Annotated in this window: 27 protein-coding genes; all 27 read left to right on the plus strand. The window is 31.1% G+C overall.

The window, feature by feature from the left end; translation table 11 throughout:
* Positions 1–42: 42 nt before the first annotated feature.
* The 27 genes from KZH69_RS07520 to KZH69_RS07645 all read left to right on the plus strand — a co-directional run bounded on the left by KZH69_RS07520 (position 43) and on the right by KZH69_RS07645 (position 26,166).
* Positions 43–993, plus strand: a complete 951-nt coding sequence (locus KZH69_RS07520) for a GDP-L-fucose synthase family protein (RefSeq protein ID WP_219316817.1) — start codon at positions 43–45, stop codon at positions 991–993.
* Positions 994–1,063: 70 nt separating this feature from the next.
* On the plus strand, positions 1,064–2,137 hold the full coding sequence (gene gmd / locus KZH69_RS07525) for a GDP-mannose 4,6-dehydratase (protein ID WP_219316818.1): 1,074 nt from the start codon (positions 1,064–1,066) through the stop codon (positions 2,135–2,137).
* A gap of 94 nt (positions 2,138–2,231) precedes the next feature.
* The gene (neuB, locus tag KZH69_RS07530) at positions 2,232–3,257 is read left to right on the plus strand and encodes an N-acetylneuraminate synthase (RefSeq protein WP_219316819.1); all 1,026 of its coding nucleotides are present in this window, start codon (positions 2,232–2,234) and stop codon (positions 3,255–3,257) included.
* Positions 3,251–3,688, plus strand: a complete 438-nt coding sequence (locus KZH69_RS07535; RefSeq protein WP_219316820.1) for a GNAT family N-acetyltransferase — start codon at positions 3,251–3,253, stop codon at positions 3,686–3,688. Before neuB ends, KZH69_RS07535 begins: the two co-directional genes overlap by 7 nt.
* Positions 3,689–4,537 (plus strand): sugar phosphate isomerase/epimerase family protein, encoded by an 849-nt coding sequence (locus KZH69_RS07540; RefSeq protein WP_219316821.1) that lies wholly within the window; start codon positions 3,689–3,691, stop codon positions 4,535–4,537.
* Positions 4,527–5,972, plus strand: a complete 1,446-nt coding sequence (locus KZH69_RS07545; RefSeq protein ID WP_219316822.1) for an aminotransferase class I/II-fold pyridoxal phosphate-dependent enzyme — start codon at positions 4,527–4,529, stop codon at positions 5,970–5,972. The genes KZH69_RS07540 and KZH69_RS07545 overlap by 11 nt, the downstream gene beginning before the upstream one ends.
* A 6-nt stretch (positions 5,973–5,978) precedes the next feature.
* The gene (locus KZH69_RS07550) at positions 5,979–6,668 is read left to right on the plus strand and encodes an acylneuraminate cytidylyltransferase family protein (RefSeq protein WP_219316823.1); all 690 of its coding nucleotides are present in this window, start codon (positions 5,979–5,981) and stop codon (positions 6,666–6,668) included.
* Between the two features lie 51 nt (positions 6,669–6,719).
* Positions 6,720–7,847, plus strand: a complete 1,128-nt coding sequence (locus KZH69_RS07555; RefSeq protein WP_219316824.1) for a sialidase family protein — start codon at positions 6,720–6,722, stop codon at positions 7,845–7,847.
* A 337-nt stretch (positions 7,848–8,184) separates the two neighbouring features.
* Entirely contained in the window at positions 8,185–9,585 is a 1,401-nt protein-coding gene (locus KZH69_RS07560; RefSeq protein WP_219316825.1) for a lipopolysaccharide biosynthesis protein, read from the plus strand.
* A gap of 5 nt (positions 9,586–9,590) precedes the next feature.
* Positions 9,591–11,030, plus strand: coding sequence for a hypothetical protein (locus KZH69_RS07565; RefSeq protein WP_219316826.1), 1,440 nt, complete (start codon positions 9,591–9,593; stop codon positions 11,028–11,030).
* A gap of 6 nt (positions 11,031–11,036) precedes the next feature.
* Positions 11,037–11,741 carry a CatB-related O-acetyltransferase gene (locus tag KZH69_RS20450; protein ID WP_255557670.1) on the plus strand — a complete coding sequence of 235 codons (705 nt, stop codon included), beginning with the start codon at positions 11,037–11,039 and terminating at the stop codon, positions 11,739–11,741.
* A gap of 44 nt (positions 11,742–11,785) precedes the next feature.
* Complete coding sequence (locus KZH69_RS07575; protein ID WP_219316827.1) at positions 11,786–12,922, plus strand: glycosyltransferase family 4 protein; 1,137 nt, start codon at positions 11,786–11,788, stop codon at positions 12,920–12,922.
* A 7-nt stretch (positions 12,923–12,929) separates the two neighbouring features.
* Positions 12,930–13,508 carry an acyltransferase gene (locus KZH69_RS07580; protein ID WP_219316828.1) on the plus strand — a complete coding sequence of 193 codons (579 nt, stop codon included), beginning with the start codon at positions 12,930–12,932 and terminating at the stop codon, positions 13,506–13,508.
* 5 nt (positions 13,509–13,513) lie between these two features.
* A complete protein-coding gene (locus tag KZH69_RS20665) occupies positions 13,514–14,674 on the plus strand; it encodes a glycosyltransferase (protein ID WP_219316829.1) in 1,161 nt (386 codons plus the stop codon).
* A 29-nt stretch (positions 14,675–14,703) separates the two neighbouring features.
* On the plus strand, positions 14,704–15,954 hold the full coding sequence (locus KZH69_RS07590; RefSeq protein ID WP_219316830.1) for an O-antigen ligase family protein: 1,251 nt from the start codon (positions 14,704–14,706) through the stop codon (positions 15,952–15,954).
* 163 nt (positions 15,955–16,117) lie between these two features.
* Positions 16,118–16,837 (plus strand): hypothetical protein, encoded by a 720-nt coding sequence (locus KZH69_RS07595; protein ID WP_219316831.1) that lies wholly within the window; start codon positions 16,118–16,120, stop codon positions 16,835–16,837.
* A gap of 132 nt (positions 16,838–16,969) precedes the next feature.
* The gene (locus tag KZH69_RS07600) at positions 16,970–18,097 is read left to right on the plus strand and encodes a glycosyltransferase (protein ID WP_219316832.1); all 1,128 of its coding nucleotides are present in this window, start codon (positions 16,970–16,972) and stop codon (positions 18,095–18,097) included.
* The gene (locus KZH69_RS07605; RefSeq protein WP_219316833.1) at positions 18,094–18,711 is read left to right on the plus strand and encodes a CatB-related O-acetyltransferase; all 618 of its coding nucleotides are present in this window, start codon (positions 18,094–18,096) and stop codon (positions 18,709–18,711) included. Before KZH69_RS07600 ends, KZH69_RS07605 begins: the two co-directional genes overlap by 4 nt.
* A gap of 7 nt (positions 18,712–18,718) precedes the next feature.
* Positions 18,719–19,462, plus strand: coding sequence for a glycosyltransferase family 2 protein (locus KZH69_RS07610; protein ID WP_219316834.1), 744 nt, complete (start codon positions 18,719–18,721; stop codon positions 19,460–19,462).
* Complete coding sequence (locus tag KZH69_RS07615; protein WP_219316835.1) at positions 19,459–20,352, plus strand: NAD-dependent epimerase/dehydratase family protein; 894 nt, start codon at positions 19,459–19,461, stop codon at positions 20,350–20,352. Before KZH69_RS07610 ends, KZH69_RS07615 begins: the two co-directional genes overlap by 4 nt.
* 462 nt (positions 20,353–20,814) lie before the next feature.
* The gene (locus KZH69_RS20670) at positions 20,815–20,874 is read left to right on the plus strand and encodes a hypothetical protein (RefSeq protein WP_439649430.1); all 60 of its coding nucleotides are present in this window, start codon (positions 20,815–20,817) and stop codon (positions 20,872–20,874) included.
* 139 nt (positions 20,875–21,013) lie between these two features.
* Complete coding sequence (locus tag KZH69_RS07620) at positions 21,014–21,355, plus strand: hypothetical protein (RefSeq protein ID WP_219316836.1); 342 nt, start codon at positions 21,014–21,016, stop codon at positions 21,353–21,355.
* 115 nt (positions 21,356–21,470) lie between these two features.
* Positions 21,471–22,568 carry a mannose-1-phosphate guanylyltransferase gene (locus KZH69_RS07625; RefSeq protein ID WP_255557672.1) on the plus strand — a complete coding sequence of 366 codons (1,098 nt, stop codon included), beginning with the start codon at positions 21,471–21,473 and terminating at the stop codon, positions 22,566–22,568.
* A gap of 23 nt (positions 22,569–22,591) precedes the next feature.
* Positions 22,592–23,143, plus strand: a complete 552-nt coding sequence (gene rfbC / locus KZH69_RS07630) for a dTDP-4-dehydrorhamnose 3,5-epimerase (protein WP_219316837.1) — start codon at positions 22,592–22,594, stop codon at positions 23,141–23,143.
* Entirely contained in the window at positions 23,136–23,999 is an 864-nt protein-coding gene (gene rfbD / locus KZH69_RS07635) for a dTDP-4-dehydrorhamnose reductase (RefSeq protein ID WP_219316838.1), read from the plus strand. Before rfbC ends, rfbD begins: the two co-directional genes overlap by 8 nt.
* Before the next feature lie 171 nt (positions 24,000–24,170).
* The gene (rfbA, locus tag KZH69_RS07640; RefSeq protein ID WP_219316839.1) at positions 24,171–25,040 is read left to right on the plus strand and encodes a glucose-1-phosphate thymidylyltransferase RfbA; all 870 of its coding nucleotides are present in this window, start codon (positions 24,171–24,173) and stop codon (positions 25,038–25,040) included.
* Positions 25,041–25,212: 172 nt separating this feature from the next.
* Positions 25,213–26,166: an MraY family glycosyltransferase gene (locus KZH69_RS07645; RefSeq protein WP_219316840.1), complete on the plus strand. Its 954-nt coding sequence runs from the start codon at positions 25,213–25,215 to the stop codon at positions 26,164–26,166.
* The last annotated feature ends 37 nt before the right edge of the window (positions 26,167–26,203 follow it).

A 26,203-nucleotide genomic window follows, 5' to 3' on the forward strand; every position in this document is an offset into this window, starting at 1 on the left:
GAATAGATAAATCAATTTATTGAATTAATAAAAAAATAAGGAATGAATACCGATATTAGAATATATATTGCAGGACATAAAGGCATGGTAGGAAGTGCAATTTGGAGAGCATTATCAGTTAAAGGATATACAAATTTAATTGGTATATCTAGCAAAGAATTAGATTTGAGAGATCAAAACAGTGTCAAGAATTTTTTTGAAAAGCATAAGCCACATGTGGTTATTGATGCTGCCGCAAGGGTGGGAGGGATTTTAGCAAACAATGATTTTCCATATCAATTTATTATGGAGAATATGCAAATTCAAAATAATCTAATAGATGCAGCATTAAAGTCTAATGTTGAAAAATTTATTTTCTTAGGAAGCTCTTGTATTTATCCGAAGTTAGCCGCACAACCGTTGAAAGAAGAATATCTATTAACGGGTACATTAGAGCCAACAAATGAATGGTATGCTATAGCCAAAATTACAGGCGTTAAAACTTGTCAAGCTATTCGTAAGCAGTTTAATAAAGATTATGTTAGTTTGATGCCAACCAATTTATATGGTACCCATGATAATTTTGATTTAAATACATCGCATGTGCTTCCCGCTATGATTAGAAAATTCCATGAAGCAAAGCTAAATGATAATAGTCCTGTGACTCTTTGGGGTAGTGGAACTCCTATGCGAGAATTTTTGTTTGTAGACGACATGGCTGAAGCAGTTGTTTTTGCTTTAGAAAATCAATTGCCAGATTATTTATATAATATTGGTACTGGTGAAGATTTAACAATTAAAGAGTTAGCAGAAACTATTCAGAAAATTGTTGGACACCAAGGTATAATAGTTTGGGATGATTCAAAGCCAGATGGTACACCAAGAAAATTAATGGATGTTTCAAAAATGCAGGAATTGGGATGGAAGCATAAAGTAAATTTAGAAGCGGGAATCCAGAAAACTTATAATTGGTTTATAGAAAACGAAGGAAAATATAAAGAAGTTAAATTGTAAAACATAGTTATAATGGAGTAATAAGATTTAATTATATACTCTAGGATTTATGACTTAATAACAAAAATAAATGAAAATAGCTCTCGTAACAGGAATTACAGGTCAGGATGGGTCTTATTTGGCTGAATTATTATTGGAAAAAGGATACATGGTTCATGGTGTGAAACGTCGTGCGTCCTCTTTTAACACACAACGTATAGATCATATCTATCAAGATCAACATCAGACTCATGTGAATTTTAAATTGCATTATGGAGATTTAACGGATTCAACCAATATTATAAGAATAATTCAGGAAGTGCAACCTGATGAAATTTATAATTTGGGTGCTATGTCTCATGTTAAGGTATCTTTTGATTCCCCAGAGTATGTTGCAAATGTAGATGGAATCGGAACATTGCGAATTCTTGAGGCGGTTAGGATTTTAGGTTTAGAAAAAAAGACTAGAATTTATCAAGCTTCAACCTCAGAGCTCTATGGAGGTTTGGCAGAAAATAAAAATGCAAAAGGTTTTTATGATGAGAATTCACCATTTTATCCACGTTCTCCGTATGGTGTAGCTAAGATTTATGGTTTTTGGATAACTAAGAATTACCGTGAAGCTTATAATTTGTATGCGTGTAACGGAATTCTTTTCAATCACGAATCTCCTAGAAGAGGAGAGACATTTGTAACTCGTAAAATTACAATGGCTACAGCTGCTATTGCTAAAGGAAAGCAAGAATGTCTTTATCTTGGGAATCTAAATTCACAAAGAGATTGGGGGCATGCAAAAGATTACGTCGAAGCTATGTGGAGAATTTTACAGCAAGATGTTGCAGAGGATTATGTAATTGCGACTGGTGTTACTACTTATATTAGAGATTTTGTAATAATGGCTTTTGCTGAAGTAGGAGTTGAATTGTCTTTCGAAGGTGAAAATGAGAACGAAACGGCCAAAGTTGCTGCTTGTAGTAATCCGTTGTATCAGCTCGAGATAGGCAAAGTAGTTGTTCGTGTTGATCCGGAATATTACCGTCCTACAGAAGTCGATCTACTAATTGGCGATCCTACTAAATCTAAAACCCAATTGGGTTGGGAACCTAAATATGATTTGGCAGGATTAGTTAAAGAAATGGTAGCAAGTGATCTGAAATTATATTAGTGAAAGATTAATATTTGAAAAGCAGGTTTGATATTTTTGAATTATTTTGATTGGATCAAAGATTTGATAACGTATTATTTAATATAGACTAGAGATGAATAAACTTTATAATAAAGTATACATTATAGCAGAAGTAGGTGTTAACCATAATGGAGATCCTAAACTTGCAAAGCAACTAATAAAAGAAGCAAAAGATTCAGGCGCAGACTGTGTAAAGTTTCAAACTTTCAAAGCAGAGCAAATAGTTACCAAGTTATCGCCTAAAGCTAAATATCAATTAGATGTGACAGATAGAAATGAAAGCCAATTTGACATGTTAAAAAAGTTAGAACTAGGCTTTGAAGTGTATAAAGATTTAATTAATTATTGTAAAGAGTTAGATATTGATTTTTTATCAACACCGTACAATAAGGAAGATTTAGATTTTTTAGAGAAATTAGATGTGCATACTTATAAAATTGCATCTGGACAATTAACAGAACTGCCCTTTTTGAGATATGTAGCGAAAACTAATAAAAGAATTTTGCTTTCTACGGGGATGGCTACTTTAGCAGATGTTTTTAATGGTGTTGAAGCTATAAGAGCAGTAGGTAACAATAATATTGTTGTACTTCAGTGTACTACTAATTATCCTTCAAAAATTGAAGATGCAAATATTTTAGCAATGAATAGTATTAAAACAGCATGTAATGTAAATGTTGGATATTCTGATCATGTTGCAAATAATTATGCTTGTTTTGCAGCGGTTGCTTTAGGTGCGGAAATTATAGAGAAGCATTTTACATTAGATAAAAATATGGAAGGGCCTGATCATTCATGTTCATTAACACCTGCTGAATTTAAATTAATGGTGTCGGGGATACGAAATATAGAGGAGGCTTTAGGAAGTACAGTCAAAAAGCCTTCTAATATTGAGATTGAGAATAGTGTTGGTATGAAAAGAGGATTGGTTATAATTGCGCCAATTGAAAAGGGAATGATTATTACAGAGGACCATATCGGGTTTAAAAGACCACTAAAGGGTATTCCAATAAATATGTTAAATGAAGTAATTGGAAAAAAGATAGCTAAAGATATGACTATAGACGAAGCATTAGATTATAATTGTATTGAATGGTAAATGATATAGCAATCAAGTTAGTTGATATTAATAACATTGACGTTTTACAGGAATTTGTTAAAAATATTGGAAATTCAGTTAAATCTTTTAGATATTTTAGTACCAGACCATTAACTATAATTTCTAATCATTTAGTAACCATTGTTGCATTATATAATAATACGCCGGTAGGATACGGTCATCTAGATAAAGAAGGTAATGTAATTTGGTTGGGTATAGCGGTATCAGAAAATAATAAAGGGAAAGGCATCGGTAAATTAATAATGAATTATTTAATCGATTACGCCGATGCACATAGCATAAATGAAGTTTGTTTATCAGTAGATACAGAAAATCATGTAGCTATTGGAATGTATAAAAATTTTGATTTTCAAGATTTTAAAAAGCTTGAAAATAATAATGCTATTTTAATGAAAAGAAAAAAACGATAAATGGAATCTAATATATACATAAGTTCTTTAGCTTTTATAGGGCAGTCTGTAGAAGATATTATACGGGTTTGTCAAGAAAATAATTTTAATTTAGAGTTCAGTTCGGGAATGCCATATAGAGAAGATATGGAATCAATTTATAGTGAAGCAGCTGTAACAAGAATGCCTCATAATTATTTTCCGGCACCAAAAGAACCTTATGTTTTAAATTTAGCGAGTAGTAATCCTGAAATTAGAGCAAAATCTGTCGCTCATTGTAAAAATGGGTTAAGCTTATCTAAAAAAAGTAATTCTCCATTTTTCTCAGCACATGCAGGGTTTTGTATTGATCCGGATCCCAATGAGTTAGGTAAAAAAATAGCAATAAAAGAAAATTACAATAAGGATGTTCATAAACAATTGTTCCTGGATTCTTTACATGAAGTTCTCGAATTTGCTGATAAAATAGGAGTAGACTTCTTAATAGAAAATAATGTTTTAGCGCCGTTTAATTATGATGGTTCAAATCCCTTACTTTGTTGTGAATTTTCGGAAATAGATTGGCTTTTTGAGAATGTTAAAAATCCCAGATTGGGTTTGTTACTGGACACAGCCCATTTAAAAGTTAGTTGTCAAACTTTTCAAATTGATTTATTTGAAGAATTTGAAAAAATTAGTCCTTTTGTAAAGGCATTTCATCATAGTGATAATGATGGAACCATAGACTGTAATTTAGTACTCAAAGAAGATTATTGGTTTTTACGTTATTTGGCAAAGTTTAAAGAATATGTTCATGTACTTGAAATAAAGGCTAAAGATATTAGTGAAATAAAGCAACAAATTAAATTACTTAAAGAAAATGGATGTTAAGGAAGTTATTATAAATCAAAATGCTAAGTTGAGGGAAGCTCTTCAATTATTAGATAAGTTGGGATTAGGGATATTATTTATTATTGATGATTTTGAAATATTAGTCGGAGTTTTGACAGATGGTGATATTAGAAGATTCTTATTAATCGATGGTAGTCTTGATAATAAAGTTAAGGAGGTAATGAATAATGCCTTTTTTTCACTTCCAGTTGATTCAGATAATGGAACAATATTGAATAATATAAATAGTAAAATTAAAATTATTCCTTTAGTAGATACGATCGGGAAAATCGTTGATTATGCTTCAATTAATAAATTACGAAGGATTTCTATTTCTGCTCCACTTCTTGAAGGAAATGAATTGTTGTATGTAACGGACTGTATTAAAACCAATTGGATTTCTTCTCAAGGTAAGTATGTTAGGTCATTTGAAAAATTGTTTTGTGATTATCATGAAAATTTTACTGCTTTAGCCGTCAGTAATGGGACCGTTGCATTACATTTAGCTTTGGATGCGTTAGGAATAGGAGAGGGAGATGAAGTTCTAGTGCCTAATTTAACTTTTGCGGCTTCTATTAATGCAATTATTTATACCGGTGCTACGCCTGTTTTGGTCGATGTTGAAAGAGATTCTTTTAATATTGATATGGATAATATTGAAAAGCATATTACAAATAAGACAAAAGCTATAATGCCAGTTCATTTGTATGGACAATCTTGTGATATGGATAAAATTACGGTTATTTCTAAAAAATTTAATTTATTAATAATTGAGGATTGCGCAGAGGCATTAGGATCTAAATATAAAGGTAGACCGGTTGGTGTATTTGGAGATGCCGCAACTTTTAGTTTTTTTGGAAATAAAACAATAACTACCGGAGAGGGTGGTATGGTTTTGTTTAAAGATCCTGTAATCGCTAATAAGGCAGCGGTTCTTAGGGATCATGGTATGAGTAAGGAAAAGCGTTACTGGCATGATTTTGTTGGATATAATTACAGATTAACTAATTTACAGGCAGCTATAGGAGTTGCGCAATTTGAAAGATTAAGTGAGTTTGTAAATGCTAAAAGAAAATTAGCTGAAATTTATAATGAAACATTAAGTAAATATTCTTTTTTCCAAATACCTATGGAGAAGCAAGATACCTATAACTCCTATTGGCTTTATACTTTTTTAGTAAAGGAGGAAGCTCCATTTAAAAGAGAGGAATTAATGGATTATTTGAATAAAAAAGGTGTTGAAACAAGACCAGTTTTTTATCCGCTCCATGTGATGCCTCCTTATAAATTATTTGGAAGCAATGAAAATTTAAAAGTATCTACTGATATATCTGAGATAGGGATGAGTTTACCATCTTCGGTGAGTTTGTCAGCGGTAGAAGCGAACTATATTTGTAGTTGTGTTTCCAATTTTATAAAAGAAATTAAGGGTTAAACTAAAATGAAGAAGGAGAAAGTACTTTATATAATTCCAGCAAGAGGCGGATCTAAAGGGGTATTGAATAAGAATATTAAAAGTTTAAATGGCAAACCTTTGATTTATTATTCAATCGAAGCCGCTTTGGAAATTTCAGATAGTGCCGATATTTGTGTTTCTACAGATTCCTTAGAAATAAAAAAAATAGTTGAGGATTCTGGATTAAAAGTTCCATTTTTAAGACCTTCAGAGATTGCAACTGACTCAGCAACTACTGAAGACGTACTCTTACACGCAATTAATTTTTATAAAGAGAATGGTGCAGATTATGATTACGTTGTTTACCTTCAACCTACATCCCCTTTAAGAAACGGAAGTCATATTAGGGAGGCATTAAAACTGATTGAACCTACTATAGAATTAATTGTTTCAGTAAAAGAAACAGATGCAAATCCGTATTATGTTTTGTTTGAAGAAAATAAGGAAGGTCTATTGAAAAAGACAAAAGAAGGAATTTACACTAGAAGACAAGACTGTCCTGTTGTTTATGAATTAAATGGAGCCATTTATATTATTAAAGTCGATAAGTTATTGGAAAAAGGTTATCAAAAACTAAATATGACAAAATATGTTATGCCAAAAGAAGCTTCAATTGACATTGATGATATTGTTGATTTTAAGATAGCAGAGGTTTTAATGAGCGAAAAAGGATAATCCTTTTTTTAATTTAGAATAAAATTAGAGTTCATAATTTAAAATAATTGTATGCCTTTAAAATTTTTTTTCTGTATTTTATTTTTGTTTGTTCTTTACAGTTGTGATACAGATGATAAAGAGACTCCTGAAAATATCACAATAAATTTGAGCACAGATTCAAATATTGTAAATAATACTGTTGATTATTCAATAGTTTTAAAGGGTGGATTTTTAAAAAAACAATATTCATATGCGTCAACCATTAAATTTGAAGACGGTTCCTTGTATATGGCGGGTGTTAGTTGGGGTTATTTTGATGATTTGAATAGGGATACAAGAATAGTAGGAGCAAAAAGTTATGATAACGGTAAGTCATGGTCAGAACCTGTACTTTTGCAAGAAAATATAGCAGCTATCAATGTCGCTAATCCTAGTTTGGTTAAAATCACAGACCAACATTTATTATTGTTTTTTGCCTCTAAGGAAAGTACAAGAAACATCAATTTATATTTTAAAGAATCTTTCGATCAAGGGAAAAGTTGGGGGCTTCCTAAAATTTTGAATGAACCCAATTCAGGATACTATATAATGAATAACGACAGAGTAGTTTATAAAAATAACCGCTTATGGGTGCCAGTTGCAGTTCCTAATGGGGATATTTATGAAAATTATGATTCACAAAAAGTATTCTGTTTTTATTCAGATGATTTAGGTCTCAATTGGAAAAAAACAACTTCGTTAAGCAAAGATTATGCGCTTATGGAACCAGGCTTAACAGTTCTTTCGGATAGAGAATTATTGTTAAATATGAGAACAAAGAAAGGAAAAATCCTTTTTGCACGTTCCTATGATAATGGAATTGGTTGGAATTTTGAGTACTCAAATATAAAATCTCCAGCGGCACCCCAAACGATAATTAGGAAACATGATTCAGATACCCTTTTTATGGCTTGGAATAATACAGAAAACAATTATGTAAAATCAGCTGAAAACAGAACGCCTCTTTCAGTTGCATTTAGCTCAGACAAAGGACATAATTGGAAATTTATTACGAATGTTGAGACCTCGAGTGAATTTGCGTTCAGTTATCCTTCTATGTTGCTTGATCGTAATAATATCTATCTTAGTTATTATGAGTTGCACCATGTCTCACATAAAGTTTCAATAAAATTAGCTAAAATTGATTTACAATTTTAAGAAAGAGCAATGTTTTTTGCTATTCAACAGAATGGTAGATAAACAGTGTGTTTTTAGAATGTAAAAATAGATTAACAATTTTAATATTTTTTTTGGAAAGCTTACTTCACCATTCACAAGAAAATTTAGTTTGGTAGATTACAATATTTGAAAATTTTTGATAGGACTTCGTTGCAGAATGTATTACCTATTTAATTAAAAAAGATTTATTCATTGCAATTTTTATTGCAAATTTCGATAAGCCAAAATAACAAACACCTAAGAATATTTTATTTTTTAGAAGTAAGGCTATTGTTATTCATGGATTTAAGGAAATAATTTTAGAGAAAAAATAAAAATGTTAAAAAAGCTTTTTTCACATACAGCAATATATGGGCTTGCACCTCAAGTTTCTAAAATTGCTGGTTTTTTGGCTTTACCAATTATAACAAAGGAATTAACATCAAGTGACTATGGTGTTTATGGGTTATTAACAGCATATACTACAGCAATTTCTGTTCTTTCAATATTAGGACTTCGTTTAATTTTGGTCAATAGTTTTTACCATTCTCCAGGTCAATATAAATGGGCATGGCGTCAACTCTATGGGTTTTTGAACTTATGGAATCTTGTTTATGGATTGCTTTTGGCTGTTTTGGTTTTTGTTGTTATTCCTCCAGAAGCGGTTGATAATAGATGGCTAATAATGGTGTTAAATGTTATACCTATAGTTTTCTTTGGACAAACATCTGTTGTTGGACTTACTTATTATCAATTGCATCAAATGCCTATGCAAATAGCGATTAGGAGTTTTATTTTTGGTGTTTTGACAGTGGGCTTAAATGTAATTCTTATTGCTCATTTTAAAATGGGATATATGGGTTGGTTTTGGTCCAATTTTATTGTTGGGATTTTAAATAACATATCTTACTGGTATCCGCTAAATGTCAAATTTAAAATGACACCTATTTATAATTTTAAGTGGAGATTTATAAAAAAGAGCTTAAAAGTAAGTTTGCCTGTCGTACCGCATCATTATTCCTCTTATTTATTAGATAGTTCGGATAAAGTAGTAATGGATCTCGAAAAAATATCCACAAGTGATATAGGCAAATATAATGTGGCTTACAGCGTTGGTAATATGTTCAATGCTCTCGGAGTTGCAGGCGGTTATGCAATTGGTCCTTTAATGAATGAAAAATATAAAAAAAATGATGATTATGGAGCTAGAGATCTAGTTTTTGTTATGCAAATAGTTTTCTTTTATTTAACATTCATTGGAAGTATTTGGATGAAAGAAGTTTTTCAGATAATGATAAGGAATGCATCTTTAAGTCAACTTTATCCATTGGCTATCGTTATAGTGATGTCATACAATTATAGACCTATGTACCTTGGAGCTGTAAACAAGTTATTTTATAAAGAAAAAACAAAATTTTTATGGAAATTAACATTAACAGCTGCAATAATCAATGTAAGCCTCAATCTTATATTGATGCCATTTTATGGATATAAAGTGGCCGCTTTTACAACTTTTGCTGCATTTTTGTATATGGGATATGCTGGATTTTACTATAAAATTTTCAAAGAAATTAATGTTGCAAATTATTATCAGTTTGGATGGTTACTGGCTACGATAGTTTTAGCCTTTTGTGCGTATGAAATTGTTGAATATGGGGTTATTACTAAAATAGTAATTTCTATCGTATATTCAGTTATTGCAGCAGTTCTTCTGTTTAAACTTAATAAAAAGTTTTAATTATAATGGAATTCAAAGAAAGAGAAAATCTTATCAATTTTCTAGAAAATACTGAACAAAAATATCCAGTTGAAGATTGGAAGGTAGAAGATGTTGAGATATGGCCAATTATAAAAACCACTATTTTTTTTTCGACATATAATCAGGGTAAAATAGAATCTAAAAATCTAAAAAGTAAGATTATTTCATTTTTTAGATTATTTAAGCTGGATGTAGTTTATTCTTATTTTTGTTTAAAAAGAGCTAAAATAATGGAAATTAAATATATGTTTTCTGGCTTTTTTGGACATCGGGTAATGTGGGATGGGGTATTTTATAATCGCTATTTTGATCCGATTATGGATTCAATAGAGGATAATGAAGGACAGCGTTCAAGCATCTTTGAATATGATAAAAAAAGAAAAATAAAACATTATCGCGAGGATCGTGTCTTTGATGTGACTAAGTTTATTCATTATTTTAATTTTATCACAAAAGGAACGATCGTTGATTATGATAAATTTCAAGGTTTTGATGGCTTATTGAAAGAATTAGAACAAGGGATGCAAATTAACCCTACTAAGTTATTGACAAAGATATCTAGTGAATTGAATAATGCATTTGTTTGGAAAAAATTATGGCTTTATGTATTGGATAGAAATAAAGCTTCACATGTATTTGTTTTGTGCTACTACAATAGCAAAATGTATGGGCTTTTATTAGCTGCAAAAGAAAAAGGTTTAGTTTCAGTAGATATGCAGCATGGTGGTCAGGGCGGTTTTCATGTAGCTTATAATTTTAAAAAAATTCCACTAAAAGGATATAAACTAGTACCAGATTATTTTTGGAATTGGGATAAAAATTCGGCTGATAATATTTTAAAATTTACAAGAGAAACCCCTCATAAAGTTATTGTTGGAGGCAATCCATGGATAGATTTTTTAAAAAACCAGAAAGTGTTCTTAGTTGAAAAGGAAATTATAATTTATACTTTACAGACTACTCTAGTACCGGTTTTACACGATTATATTATCGAAGCAATAAAAAAAACCCCTCAAAATTTTAGTTGGTGGCTTCGGTTGCATCCTCGAATGACTGAAAATGAAATTACAGAATTATATAATACTTTAACTAAAGAAAATATAATTGATAAAGTTGAAATTAAAAAAGCATCTAAGATTCCTTTGCCCTTAATTCTAGCAAATTGTGTTGTACATGTTTCGCACTTTTCAGGAAGTATATTGGAGGCCAATTTAATGAATGTTAAGGCAAATATTATTCTTGGAGAAATAGGGAAAAAATATTTTCAGGACATTTTAAATATTGGTGGGGCATTATATTATGACGTAAGTGATAAAATGGATTTGTATCAGTTTATTGAAAATTGTATAGAGGACTCTAAAAATAAAAAAGAAAATGTTGTGGATGAGGTAAATTATAAATCGGCAATTCAATTATTACATTAAGTCGTTATGAAAAATCGTTTATTTAATAAGGTAATTTTTTATGCATATAATAAATTCTTTAAATTTAATATAATTTCAGTTACTAAAACTTCAAAGATTTCACCTTTAGCAACTTTAAAAAAAGTAACAATTTCAGGTGATATTGACATTGATGATTATGCTATTTTGCAAGGAGGTGTAACTCTTGTTTCCTCTTCTGGAGCAAAAATTAAAATTGGGCGTTACTCCGTTATCAATGGGCCCAATACCGATTTGTATGCATCCATCAATTCAATAGAAATAGGTGCTTTTTGTAGTATTGCTCGCAATGTGTCTTTTCAAGAGTTTACTCATCATTCAGATAGAATTACGACCCATTTGATAATGAAACATATTTTTAAAATTGCTGATCAAGATATTATTTCAAAAGGCAGCATAAAAATAGGAAACGATGTTTGGATCGGAACGCATTCAGTAATTTTATCAGGAGTCACCATTGGTAACGGAGCAATCATTGCAAGTAATAGTGTGGTTACTACTGACGTTCCTCCCTACGCAATTGTTGGGGGTTCACCAGCTAAAATATTAAAATATAGATTTGATAATGAGGTAATTGATAAATTAAAGATTATCAAATGGTGGGATTGGGATGTTGAAAAAATAGAAGCAAACAAAAATGTTTTTACTTCTTCTTTAATAAAAAATGTTAAATTGTTGGATGATATGTTGTGAATATTATCTGATAGGCAATATGAACTAAATTTGATAAATAAACTATGACCACTAAAAAAGATCGTAAAGCGACAATTTTATATGTACACCACGCTGGAGGTTTTGGTGGAGCTCCTAAGAGTATGGGATTTATTATAAAAGATTTGGATAAATCAAAATTTTATCCTGTATTAGTTAATATTGAGGATGGACCGATAAATGAATTTTTTGAAACTCTGCCCGTAAAATTAATAAAAGTAAATGGAATAAAGCCTTTTCATGGATCAACAGTTGTTGAAAAAGATTGGAAATTATTTTTGAGAAATTGGATTTTTTTGATACCTAGTATTTTGAAAGCTAGTAAGTTATTAAAAGAAATAAAGCCTGATTTAATTCATCTTAATTCTACCTGTCTGTTTAGTTTTGCAATAGCAGCTAGATTAAATAATATAAAAATAATTTCTCACGTTAGGGAGCCTTTGCGTAAAGGTTTATGGGGAGCACCACTAAGATTTTTTTGTAAAAAATATATTGATGGCTTTATCGCTATATCTAAATTTGATTTAGAGTCATTGAAAATTTCTAGTAAAACTGAAATATTAAGTGAAGTGATTTATAATTTTGTTGAAGATGTTGATATGAACACTTCTTATAATAGTATAAAGACCGAATTAAATCTTAATGAAGAAGATGTAGTATTTCTTTATCTAGCAAGATTTGCTAAAAGTAATGGATGGAAGCAGTTGGTGACAATGGGATTATCTTTGACAGAAAAATATAAAAATTTTCATTTTGTTCTAGTTGGAGCTCAAAATAAACTGCAACTAAATTATGTAAATCATAAAAATATACATATTTTACCTTTTAGAAGGGATGTTTCTTCAATCTTGAAAAGTTCAGATGTTTTTGTGTGCCCATTTACAGAACCTCATTTTGCTAGAGGAATTATTGAGGCATCAGCACACGGCTTGCCTATTATTGGTGTAAACATCGGAGGAGTTAATGAATTAGTTCTAGAAAACACTTCTGGTTTTTTATATAAAAATAGTCCTGATTTTCAAAAATGTGCAGTGTTATTAGGAGAAGACAAGCAATTAAGAAAAAAGATGGGTAAGGATGGAATTGCTTTTTCGAAACAAAATTTTAATATGAAAGTTAATCTTGAAAGGACATATAGATTTTATGATAATTATTTAAAATAATGTATTAATGAAGAGAATAATTATTATATATTATGTTTTAGTCGGTTTGTTGAAATTTAATCAACGGTCTTATAAAATAGGAATTAAATTAAGGATTAGAGGCCCGGTAAATTTGACAGTTAGCGATTCTGGTAAATTAGATATTGGAGATAATTTTAATTTGGTTAGTGGTTTAATGCAAAATCCTTTGGGTAGAAACATTAAAAGTTTTATAAGAGTTGATAAAGAAGCTGAAATTTCTATAGGCGACAACGTTGGTATGAGTTGTGTTACTTTGTGGGCAAAAAACAGTATTCAGATTGGCAACAACGTTAAAATTGGCGCTGACGTACTAGTTTTAGATTCAGATATGCACGCTTTAGATTATCAGTTACGAAGGTCAGTAGCAACAGATGAAATTAATTGTATTTCAAAGGCAGTGAAAATCGGAGATGACGTATTTATAGGGACTCGATCAATTATTTGCAAAGGTGTTGAAATTGGTAATCGTTCTATAATTGGAGCAGGTAGCGTGGTGGTATCTAATATACCGCAAGATCAAATATGGGGGGGGAATCCTGCTAAATTTATAAAAATGATAAATTAAATTACGTGAGAAAACTTTTTTTTGATATACAAATTACAGGACATCACACAGAATATATTGGCCATTTAATTAATTATCTCTCCGATAATAAAGATGCAGATGAATATATTTTTGTAGTTCACCCTGATTTTCCAGCAAAATTTAAAACTATATATGATAAAGGGAACTTAATTACAAATTTTCAATGGGTTTGTGTTTCATACGATCAAGTTCATGAATGTTTTTCCAGAAGTATCATAAGAAGTTCTTTTTCATTATATAAGTTAATGCATTATTATGGGATACAGTATAAAGTAAATCATGTTTGTCTTTTGTATTTTAATATTTTTCAATTGCCTTCAATTTTTTATCGCCCATCTTATACTTTAAGTGGTATATTGTTTTTGCAATTTCATAGGATGAATAAAAATAGTTTGAAAGACCAATTAAAGTATTATCGTAAATATATTACCACTAAGTTATATTCATTTAATCCTAAAATAAAAAGAATATTTATTTTAAATGATCAGAAAACCGCAGTCTACTTAAATAATGAATTTAGTACGGACATCTTTAAAATGCTACCAGATCCAATAGCGAAATTAACACCACTAGATAATTTCGATATTTATGAACACTATAATTCTGAAAAAGACAGAAAAGTATTTTTGCACATTGGGTCGTTAGGAGATCGAAAAGGAACATTTGAAGTTATTGATTCGGCAACTTGTATTTCTGAAGAAAATCAATCTAAAGTTTTTATTTTGGTGGTTGGTAAGGCCGAAAATGATGAGATAGAGCAAACTATTATAGATAAAGTAAAATATAATACATTAAATTCTAATGTTCAGATAGTCTGGGATAATCAGTTTGTTTCTAATGAGATGATGAAAAGTTTATTTGATCAGTCCCATGCTATTTTATTGCCTTATAAAAACACAGAAGCTTCCAGTGGAATTCTTGGTCATGCGGCCGCGGCTAACAAAAAAGTAATTGCCACAGGAAAGGGGTTAATAAGAGAAATTATTGAGGAAAATAAATTAGGTATTTTATTGGAGGAAGTAAGTTCATCCGAAATTGCCAGCAAGATTGATGAGGTACTTAGTTTTCAAGTTTTGTTTACCTCCGAAAATTCATTTGTTGAAGAACATAGTCCAAGTAAGTTTGCAGAATTAGTTTTGCATTAAAAATTAATTGAATAATAAAATGACAATAAATGTTTGATAATGCAGTTGAAATACCTAATAAGCGTAGTAATTTTTTTGTTTTAGGTGTTTTTTTTCTGGTATGGTCTATAAATGGTTTTTTTATAGGGGGGGGAGTACTTAAAATGGGATTGTTAATGTTTGGTTTTATACTAATATTGGGGTCTTCGTTTACTTTACCCGTTTATAGAAGATTTATTAATTTTAGTTTAATTGCGTTATTCTTTCTTATTAGTTATTGGGCTATTGCAATAGTAAGAAGTCAGAAAACAGTCACATTTTCAATATTTACGTTTGATGTTATTTGCTTTCTATTGCTATTATCGGGTTACTTTGTGGCAAGTAATTTAAACTACTTTACAAAAGTGAGTCCGAAAATTATCTTGTTAATTTCATTGCTAGCAATAGTAGGGGGGGTGATGTTTATAAAATATCAGTCTCAGTTACTTTTAAATAATGTTGGAGGTAATACTAGATCCGCAGTAGAAGAGGGAGATGACAGTGGAATTAATGTGATAGGAATTGCCTATACCAATGCAATAATTTTTTTTATATTGTATTATTTTGTTGTTTATTATGATTTAAAAAAGTGGATTAAGGGAGTTGTTTTTTTGAGCATTTTTTGTGTTTTATTTGTTATTCTCTCTACACAATCAAGAGGAGCATTAATCTATATTGTTTTGATTTTATTGATGATAAACTTTAAAAAAATATTTTCGGTCCGATATGTTTTTAAGTCTCTTAAAGTGTTATTAGTCGCAGTATTAATATTTGTGCTTGCATTAAATTTTTTCCCAGCTATGCAAGATAAAATGGAAGGGACATTAGAAAGGTTTCAAACATTAATTGCACTATCGGAGGATGTTGAGGCAGATAAATCTTCATATGAAAGAACATTGATAATGGAAGATTTTTTTAATAATATTGAAGATGTTATTTTATTAGGGAAAGAAGGTTATAATCCCTATCCACACAATCAGTTTGTGGAAATAATCATGCGCTGGGGTCTTTTTTTTGGGTTACCATTAATTGTTTTTTCAATTCGTAATTTTGTTAGAGCACTTATGCGATTATTTAAAAAAGACAGTGTCAATCCTTTTATGAATTTGATTTTGTTTATTTTTATATTTTCTTTCTTTCAGTCTCTTAGTAGTATGTCCTTAGAAATGAATAGAATGTTTTGGTTTGGGCTTGGATTTTTGGCAGCTATTCCTAAAAATAGCAATATCTGTTTAACTAATAAAGAATTGAATTATGAGTAAATTAAAATCAAGCTACAGTTGTTTAATACTAATGTTATTAATCCATGCAAGTGTACTTTCACAAGTTAAATCAGATTTTAAGATATTTTACTCTCCAGATAAATATACTACCGGGTTGCAGACATTATTATCTCAGCAAGATAATTTTAAAGAATATCGTTTAATGATAAGTACTTATATCGATCCTAAAAAAACAGGTAAGGTTGATAAGGAATTGTTTATTAAAGTGATAAATAGATATTATCCAGATTCCTTGGCAAACGGAATACTTTGTATTGATTTAGAGAATGAAGCTTATTCAAACTTACTTAAGTTTGATTCGGAAACTTTTGAATTTCGTGAGGCTAGTGCGCAATTTACCTGGATGATTAAGACAGTAAAAAAAATGTGTCCAAATGTTAAGGTAGGAGTTTATGCCTTGCCTTTTAGAACTTATTATGCTAATTCTCACATGAACAGTAGAAAATTGGATGCAATCTTGTCTTTATCTGATTATATCTTTCCCTCTCTTTATACGATGTATCCTGATAGTCAAATAGGGAAATCAAGAAATCAAAAATATTTAAGAGAGAATTTGGAATTTGCTTTGGACTATGGCGTTCGACTGAATAAACCTGTTGTTCCATTCATTTGGAATCTTGTTCATCCTTCAAATAAATTATATGGTGGACAATTAGTTTCTAAAGAGGAAGTTTTGCAGAATATCACGTTTATTAGAAATTTCAAGTATAAAAATAAAAGCGTTCAAGGAATTGTATGGTGGGATCCTGATCATAAATCATTTTCAAAAATGAATAAAACAGATGTTAAAATCGAGGGTAAAGAACCCAAATATATACAAAGTGAATTGTTAAAGGATTATTTGGATTCGTTTATAAAATAGAAATAATCAAAACATAATGATAAGGCTTTAGAAAATATAATTCCATAATTAATTGGATTGTTTTGAAGTTTTATTTCAGGTATGCGCAATTTTAGATTTTGAATTAAATAAATTAGCTATAAAAATAAAAAAATGAAAAATGTACTGATAGTATACCACTATATAGCTCATTACAGAATTCCGATTTTTAATCTTTTATCAAAAAGTAATAACCCAAAATATACTATTTTATCTGGTGTAAAAACAGATATAAATATTAAAACGGCTGACGAACATCTTTCTCAAATTTTACCAGAAACTGGCGGAATTAATTGGCTTAAAACAGAAAACTATTGGTTTTTAAAATATTTTTTATTTCAACCATCAGTTTTAAAATTAAGTCTTTCAACGAAATATGATACTATAATCTATTTGGGGAATATGTATTATTTGTCAACTTGGATAGGAGCAATATTGGCTAGACTTACGAACAAGAAAGTAATCTTTTGGACTCATGGATTTATTCGTGAAGAAAAAAATTTTCAGGGTTTTGTTAGAAGTGTGTTTTACAGACTAGCAGATGAAATATTAGTATATGGGCAGCGTGCAAAAGATATTCTTATTGCCAAAGGATTTTCTGAACAAATGATATCAGTTGTTTATAATTCTTTGGATTACGATGAACAGTTAAAAATAAGGAATGAGGTCTATTCTGAAAAAAAACTTGAAATATTTAAGCACGACGAATTACCAGTATTTGGATTCATAGGTAGATTGACGAAGCAAAAAAGAATTGATTTATTGGTAGATGTTCTTTATAAAATTAATGAAGGTAATCGTAAGGCAAATCTTTTGTTAATAGGGGATGGTGAGCAAATGGATTTTCTTAAAAAGAAAGTTAAAGAATTAAATCTTGATGATTTTGTTGTCTTTTACGGAGCCTGTTATGATGAAAAGATTATTTGTCAATTGATGCAGTTGATGAATGTTGTAGTTTCGCCAGGAGAAGTTGGGTTAAACGCTATTCATTCCTTGTGTTATGGTGTTCCTGTTGTTACACACAATCGTTATGACAAACAAATGCCGGAATACCAAGCTATAGTTGAGAATAAAACGGGGACTTTTTTTGAATATGAAGAACCAATCGAAAGTTTACTGATTGTTTTGAAAGATTGGCTTTTTAATAAAAACAAAAAACAAACTAGAGAAGATTGTTTTAAAATGATTGATGAGTATTACAATCCCTATGCGCAAAATAAAATTTTTGACTCTATAGTATGAAAACATTAAAATTTTTTTCTTATCGAAAAAATAGTACAATTTCAAAGACGGCTAAAATTTACCCATTTTCAATCGTATTAAATACCATAATCAAAGATTATTCTTATATAAGTTATAATTGTACTATAAATAATTGCGATATTGGAAAGTTTTGTTCGATTGCTAAAAGTGTTAAAGTAGGATTAGGAAAACATCCATTACATTTTATCTCGACCAGTCCTATTTTTTATTCTCCAGTGAATCCGTTGAAAAAGATTTTGTCGAAGGAATTAAAATTCAAAGATGGTGAGCGTATTACAATTGGTAACGATGTATGGATTGGTGCCAATGTAGTAATTTTGGATGGAATTAATATTGGCAATGGAGCTGTTATTGGGGCTAACAGTGTGGTTACTAAAAATGTTTTGCCTTATACAATAGTGGGAGGAGTTCCTGCGAAAGAAATTAAAAAGAGATTTTCAGAAAATATAATTAATGCAATTCAAGACTCAGAATGGTGGGATATGCCTATCCATTTTTTTGAGCAAACTGAGGTGAATAATATTTTTTCAAAAGAGATTGATGATAAATCAATTCATAATTTACTAGAATTGATTAGAAAATACAAAAAGTGATTTTACAATGAAAATTTCCATAATTACCGTTTGTTACAATAGTGCGACTACTATTGAGAAAACAATTCTTTCAGTCGCAAGTCAAACCTATGTAAACATTGAGTATATAATAGTTGATGGTAATTCAAAAGATAATACTTTAGAAATACTAAAAAAGCATGAGAATAAAATCTCAAAATGGATTTCAGAACCTGATAAAGGGCTTTATGATGCCATGAATAAAGGTGTTGCCATGGCTACAGGAGATTTAATAGGGATATTAAATTCTGATGATACGTTTCATTCCAATACTGTTATTGAAGATATTGTTAATTTTCACAAAAAAAATGATATAGAAGCTTCAGTAGGTAATATTGTTCAACATAGGGAAAACGGCAAAATAGTACGATTGTATTCTTCTAAATACTGGACTCCGGAAAAACTTACCATTGGATTTATGCCTCCTCATCCGTCAATTTTTTTCAAAGCAGCGCTTTTTAATAAGTTTGGAAATTATGATTTAGGTTTCAAAATTGGAGCCGATTATGAGTTAATAACACGTTTCTTTTTAAGAAACAAAATAGTTTGGGAATACTCAGGAATAACAACGACCGCAATGTTGGTTGGCGGTTTGAGTAGTTCAGGTACTTCTTCTTATAAATTAATAACCAAAGAAATTCAAAAAGCACTTGCCATGAATGGAATTGCCTTTTCATCATTTAAGATTAAGATGCGTTTTTTTTGGAAAATAATTGGTTTTTTAAAAAAATGAGAATAGCGATAACTGGTGCCTCAGGATTTGTAGGCAAGAATCTTCGGGAATATCTGAAAACCGACAATACGGTTTTTTCTATGTCTGTTCGCTACCAGCCTAATCAGCAATTTGATATAAAAGAGGATGCTATTATCCATTTGGCAGGTAAAGCTCATGATTTAAAAAAAGTATCCAATCCGAAGGAATATTATGACTCTAATTTTGAGTTGACTAAGCAGCTTTTTGATTCTTTTTTAAAATCAGAAGCCACTGTTTTTATTTTTATGAGTACAGTGAAAGCAGTTGCTGATGAAGTAAAAGGCGTATTGACTGAAGAGTTTAAACCAAACCCTAAAACCCATTATGGGATTGCTAAGCATCAAGCGGAGGAATATATATTAGAGCAAAAATTGCCTAATGGGAAAAGAGTTTACATATTAAGACCTTGTATGATTCATGGTCCAGGTAACAAAGGAAATTTAAATTTGTTGTATCAATTGGTTGCTAAAGGATTGCCTTGGCCTTTAGGGGCTTTTGAAAATCAACGTTCTTTTTTGAGTATTGAAAATCTTTGTTTTGTTATTAAGGAAATATTAGAAAACAAAAGTGTTCCTTCGGGGGTGTATCACGTCTCAGATGATGCAACTTTATCTACAAATGAATTGATTCAATTATTATGTAATAGCTTGGATAAAAAAAGTAGTATTTGGTCAGTTCCTGTTCCTTGGATAAGAGGTGCAGTTAAATTAGGGGATATATTGCATTTACCCTTAAATTCAGAACGTTTGCAAAAGTTAACGGAGAATTATGTGGTAAGCAATGAAAAAATTGTGAAGTCAATTGGTAAATCTTTACCGGTTTCATCAGTGCAAGGATTGATGAAGACTTTTGGTTCGTTTAAAAAATAAAACTTATAGCAGGAATTAAAAGTCAGAATGATACATAACTTACTGATTCAGTATTAAAAAAGGAATCTGTACTTCAAGCTTTGAAACTTCTTTTTTGGTTAAAACGGATTGTATCGATCATTTGTATTACTATCTGCATCAAAAAAAATATAAGTATCAAAGTGCATTGTAAGGTTTTTGTGATTGGATTAATTTAGTTCCTATCCTTTAAGAAGTACAATCATATATGATTGATAATCTGGGGGCGATGAGCCAGTAAAAGTAAATTTTAGTACTCCAGAATATACTGCTAATTCCGTTGGAATTGTTTTTTTGCGTTTGTTGGAGCCAAACAAACATAAATTTATCAAGACTATACATCGAAATTGTATGGTTTGGTACAAGCAGTTCCACACTCGGAAATTACACCTTTTTATACTCGTTTTACTTATACAGTTGTCATAATATGCCTACTGGATAACTGTGAATTACAGGGAATATTTTGACATGTTTGCTTGTAATGGAATTTTATTCAATAATTAAAAGCAAATGCGTGGAAAAAGGTTTTTGATTCATAAAGTTATCACACCGGTTTCGAAAAAAGCTTTGGTATTACAAGATACTTTGTTTTTAGGAAGCTTAGATGCAAGACACGATTAGTGTAATGCAGAGGATTATGTGATTGTTACAAGGAGTTACTACTTCCGTTCGTGATTTTGTATGCATGACATTTGGTAAAGTTAGGATAAGTATAGTTTTTTATGGAGAAGGAAAAGATGAGAACGGATATATTGTTATTTGTTCAAATCCAGCCTATCAAATTGAAATAGTATTAGCGGGAGGTAATATAACTGCTACAGGTTCAGTAAATAAGAATTTTAAAAATGAGTTAATGCAATTTGATTTTAATGAAAAAACAATAAAACAATGCAAAACTTTTTATGGATTGATAGGATCAAATTCGGATAGCTATGATTCAATTAAAAGAAAGGTGAGTAGCGGCTATTCGCTAGCCACAGTTTGACAATATGATGGATTAGATTTAATTTGAAGTTAGTTTTGAGCTTGAAAATTAGTCATTAATTGAAGGTCTAGTCTTCCTTAAATTCAACATATCGCCAAATGAACAAACGTATAGTATGATAACAATCACAGAAAATAAAAATAACAACTACGTCCTAATAATGGCAGGTGGTGTCGGAAGCAGGTTTTGGCCCAAGAGCCGCAATCACTTTCCAAAACAGTTTATAGACATATTGGGGGTTGGGAAATCATTGTTGCAACTTACCTATGAGCGCTTTGAGAAAATCTGCCCAAAGGAGAATATTTACATATTGAGCAATCAGCAGTATTTTGAATTGATACAGGAACAACTGTCAGAAATAGGAGTAAATAATGTTTTATTGGAACCTAGTCGCAACAATACGGCACCTTGTATCGCTTATGCTTCATATAAAATTCTGAAACAGAATCCTCAGGCCAATATAGTTGTGGCACCCTCTGATCATTTGATTCTAAAAGAGACTGAATTTCGGAATAAAATTTTGCAAGCCTTAGATTATGTTGCCAGCAATGACGCATTGGTAACTCTGGGGATTAGCCCGACACGACCAGATACTGGTTATGGATATATCAATTTCCAAAATGAAGGAGTTAAGGGGGTTCACCAAGTAGTACAATTTTTAGAAAAGCCTGTTTTAGATAAGGCACAGGAATATTTGAAAAGTGGTGATTATTTATGGAACGCAGGGATTTTTATTTGGAGTGCACAAAGTATTCAAAAAGCTTTTCAAAAATATGCTACCGAAATACATATCTTGTTTACCAAAGGAAATGAAGCATATAATACAAGTAATGAAGTTGATTTTATAAATAAAAATTACTCTAAAAGTCCGAATATTTCCATTGATTATGCGATACTCGAAAAAGCGGATAATGTCTTTACTATTCCTGCCGATATCGGTTGGTCTGATTTAGGTACTTGGGCTTCTTTACATGAGGTAGTAGAGAAGGATCAAGATAATAATGCTTTGAACGTAGATTATTTACAGATAGAAGACACTAAAAATTGTATCATCCATTTACCTAAAGGTAAGGCGGCTGTAATTAAAGGTTTAGAGGATTATATTGTTGTTGATGATGGCAGGGTTTTGTTAATATATCCTAAGGAACAGGAACAGCAAATTAAACAGCAAGCCATTGGAATGGTGGAAGCATTTGGTGATGAATTTAGTTAAACAATTTATTTTGAAATAATAATATGAATATAGAAAAAACTGCCATAGAAGATTTGGTTATCATTAATCCTACTGTATTTGAAGATTCACGTGGATATTTTTTTGAAGCGTATAATAAAGCTAAGTTTCTTGAAAACGGAATTGAATATGAATTTATACAAGATAATCAATCTTTTTCTAAAAGAGGGGTAATTCGTGGATTGCATTTGCAAATTAATCCTTTTGCACAAGCTAAATTGGTCAGAGTACTCGAAGGAGAAATTCTCGATGTTGCGGTAGATTTGCGTAAAAACTCACCTACTTATGGACAACATGTAAGTGTTATTTTAAGTGCTCAAAATAAAAAGCAATTGATGGTGCCACATGGTTTTGCTCATGGCTTTTCTGTATTGAGTGAAACAGCTTCAGTTATGTACAAAGTCGATCAGTTGTATCATAAAGAAAGTGAAAGAGGAATTCGTTATGATGATCCTACTTTGGGGATTGATTGGCAGGTAAGTCTTAATGAAGTTATTGTTTCTGAAAAAGACGTTATTTTACCAAGTTTTAATGAAATAGATTGGAGTTTTGAATAATAAAAAGAAAATACTAGTCACTGGTGCCAATGGGCAATTGGGTTCGGAGTTGAATATTTTGTCGAAAAGGTATAACCAATTTGAATGGGTTTTTACAGATAGAGAAGAATTGGATTTATGTGATTTAGGTAATTTAGCTTCTGAATTATCCAGAATTAATCCTCAACTCATTATCAATTGTGCGGCGCATACTGCTGTAGATCGAGCCGAATCAGAGTTGGAACTGTCGGATGTTTTGAATCATCAATCAGTTGCTATAATGGCAAAATGGAGCAATGATAACGATTGCAAATTGATTCACATTTCTACTGATTATGTTTTTGACGGTACAGCCGCTACCGCTTTAACCGAATCGGCTCCAACAGATCCGATAAACGTATACGGACAAACAAAATTATCAGGAGAAAAAGCCTGTGTCGAAGAAAATCCATCATCGATTATAATCCGAACCTCTTGGGTGTATTCTAGTTTTGGGGCTAATTTCGTGAAAACGATGTCCCGTTTGATGCAGGAAAGAGATTCTTTGAATGTGGTTAACGACCAGATAGGCAGTCCTACTTATGCTGCTGATTTGGCTCAAGCTATAATGACCATTATAACTCACGATCACTGGCAATCTGGAATTTATCATTTTTCGAATGAAGGGGAAATCAGTTGGTATGAATTTGCTTTGGCGATTCAGGAAATAGGTGGTTTTGATTGCGCTATTAGTGGCATTCCTTCTTCAGCTTATCCAACACCAGCAAAGCGTCCTCAGTATTCTTTATTGGATAAAACCAAAATAAAACAAACATTTGGAGTTGTTGTTCCTGATTATAAGGAGAGCTTGATGAAGTGTATGATGTTGTTGGGGTAGTGAGAGGTGAGAAGTAGATGGTAAGAAGTGGGATTTCAGTTTTTACAGTCCTAAGGGAACGGGAAATCTAAAAATGAATTGAAATAGTAAATGTTCGGATTCATTTTTTAGACTCTTTAGGATTGCGGAATGAAAAATGAATTTATTGATAACAATAAAATACACAAGAGAATGAAAGGAATTATACTAGCGGGTGGGTCCGGTACACGGTTGCATCCGTTAACGCTTGCCATGAGTAAGCAAATGATGCCCGTCTATGACAAACCAATGATCTATTATCCGTTGTCGACTTTGATGATGGCAGGGATTAATGAAATATTAATTATTTCTACCCCGCATGATTTGCCTAATTTTAGAAAATTGTTGGGAGATGGGACTGCTATAGGTTGTCAATTCAGTTATGCGGAGCAAGCGATTCCAAATGGTTTGGCTCAGGCTTTTGTTATAGGAGAAGAATTTATAGGAAAGGATTCTGTCGCTCTGGTTTTAGGGGATAATATTTTCTTTGGTGCCAATATGCATGAATTGTTGCAGTCAAATACAAAACCTGAGGGTGGAGTCGTTTTTGCTTATCATGTTTCGGATCCAGAACGTTATGGAGTAGTAGAATTTGATAAGAATCTAAAAGCCCTTTCTATAGAAGAGAAACCTTTGGAGCCTAAATCTAATTATGCAGTTCCGGGATTGTATTTTTATGATAATTCGGTAGTGGAGATTGCCAAGAATATCAAACCCAGCGCCAGAGGGGAGTATGAAATCACTGATGTGAATAAAGTATATTTAGAAAAAGGAGCTTTAAAAGTTGGAATTTTGAGCAGAGGTACTGCTTGGTTGGATACGGGAACTTTTAATAGTTTGATGCAAGCGGGTCAATTTGTTCAGGTTTTGGAAGAACGTCAAGGATTGAAAGTAGGTTGTATTGAAGAAATTGCCTGGAGGCAAGGTTTTATAACCGAACAAGAATTAAGAGATTTAGCAGAGCCCTTGAAAAAATCAGGTTATGGGGAATATCTGTTGGGACTTTTGAAACATAAGCTGTAGTTGCTTAGCAGTGAATAATGGATAGTGCCTCTCGACTGCGCTCGAGAAGACAAATGACCGGTGAATGGTGAACAGAGAGCAGAAGACAGAAAAAAGAAAACAGAAATATCAAACAACTAATCAATCGTGACTACTAATTAAAACAGTCAACTCATAACCGGAAACAGATTATATGACCTATATTGCCTTACTTTTTTTATTCATCGGTATTGAATTAATTTATTTCAAGATCGCCGACCATTATAATATTATTGATAAACCCAATAGTCGTTCATCGCATACGTCCATTACTTTACGGGGAGGCGGAATTATTTTTCCGATAGCAATTGTAACAGCTTTTTTTTTGGGATATGTTTCTTGGGCTGTTGTTTTAGCAGTTGTTTTAGTGGCCGTTATTAGTTTTGTGGACGATATAACACCTTTGTCTCAATTACCACGATTTGCTTCGCATGCCATAGCAATTGGCTTGGTGTTTTATGATTTAAGTTTATTTACTCAAGTCATTTGGATTTTGCCTATTGTTTTTATTTTATTGATAGGATGGGTTAATGCGTTTAATTTTATGGATGGAATCAATGGAATAACAGTATTGTATGCATTCGTAGCTATCGCCAGTTTTTCTTTTCTATCCATAAATCAAGAGAGCCTACCACTATTGATTACGATGGGATTGTCCTGTTGTGCATTTGGCGTTTTTAATGTTAGAAAAAAAGCAAAAACGTTTGCAGGTGATGTAGGGAGTATCAGTATGGCTTTGTTTTTGGGCTATTTCATGATAAAAACGATTTTGATTTCTGGACAAATTGGGTATTTGTTGTTCCTGTCCGTATATGGAATTGATGCCGTTATTACCATTTTTGCACGAATTAAAAAGAAAGAGAATATTCTTGAGCCACACCGATCTCATTTGTACCAATATTTGGCTAATGAGCTAGGATATTCTCATATAGTAGTGTCCTTATTGTATTCAGTTATTCAATTGTTAATCAATGCAATATTGATTTACTCAGAAAATATAGGAAAATTGACACTTCCGGTTGTTGTGTCCTTTTTGCTATTTCAAATCATGGTTTATGTATGGATTAGGGGTAAGGTTCTACGAAAAGTTAATTTGCAAAATGTATAATTTTATTAAATAAAAGAACTCCATTTTATTCTTAAAT

Source organism: Flavobacterium taihuense, from assembly GCF_019351435.1.
Lineage (GTDB): Bacteria > Bacteroidota > Bacteroidia > Flavobacteriales > Flavobacteriaceae > Flavobacterium > Flavobacterium taihuense.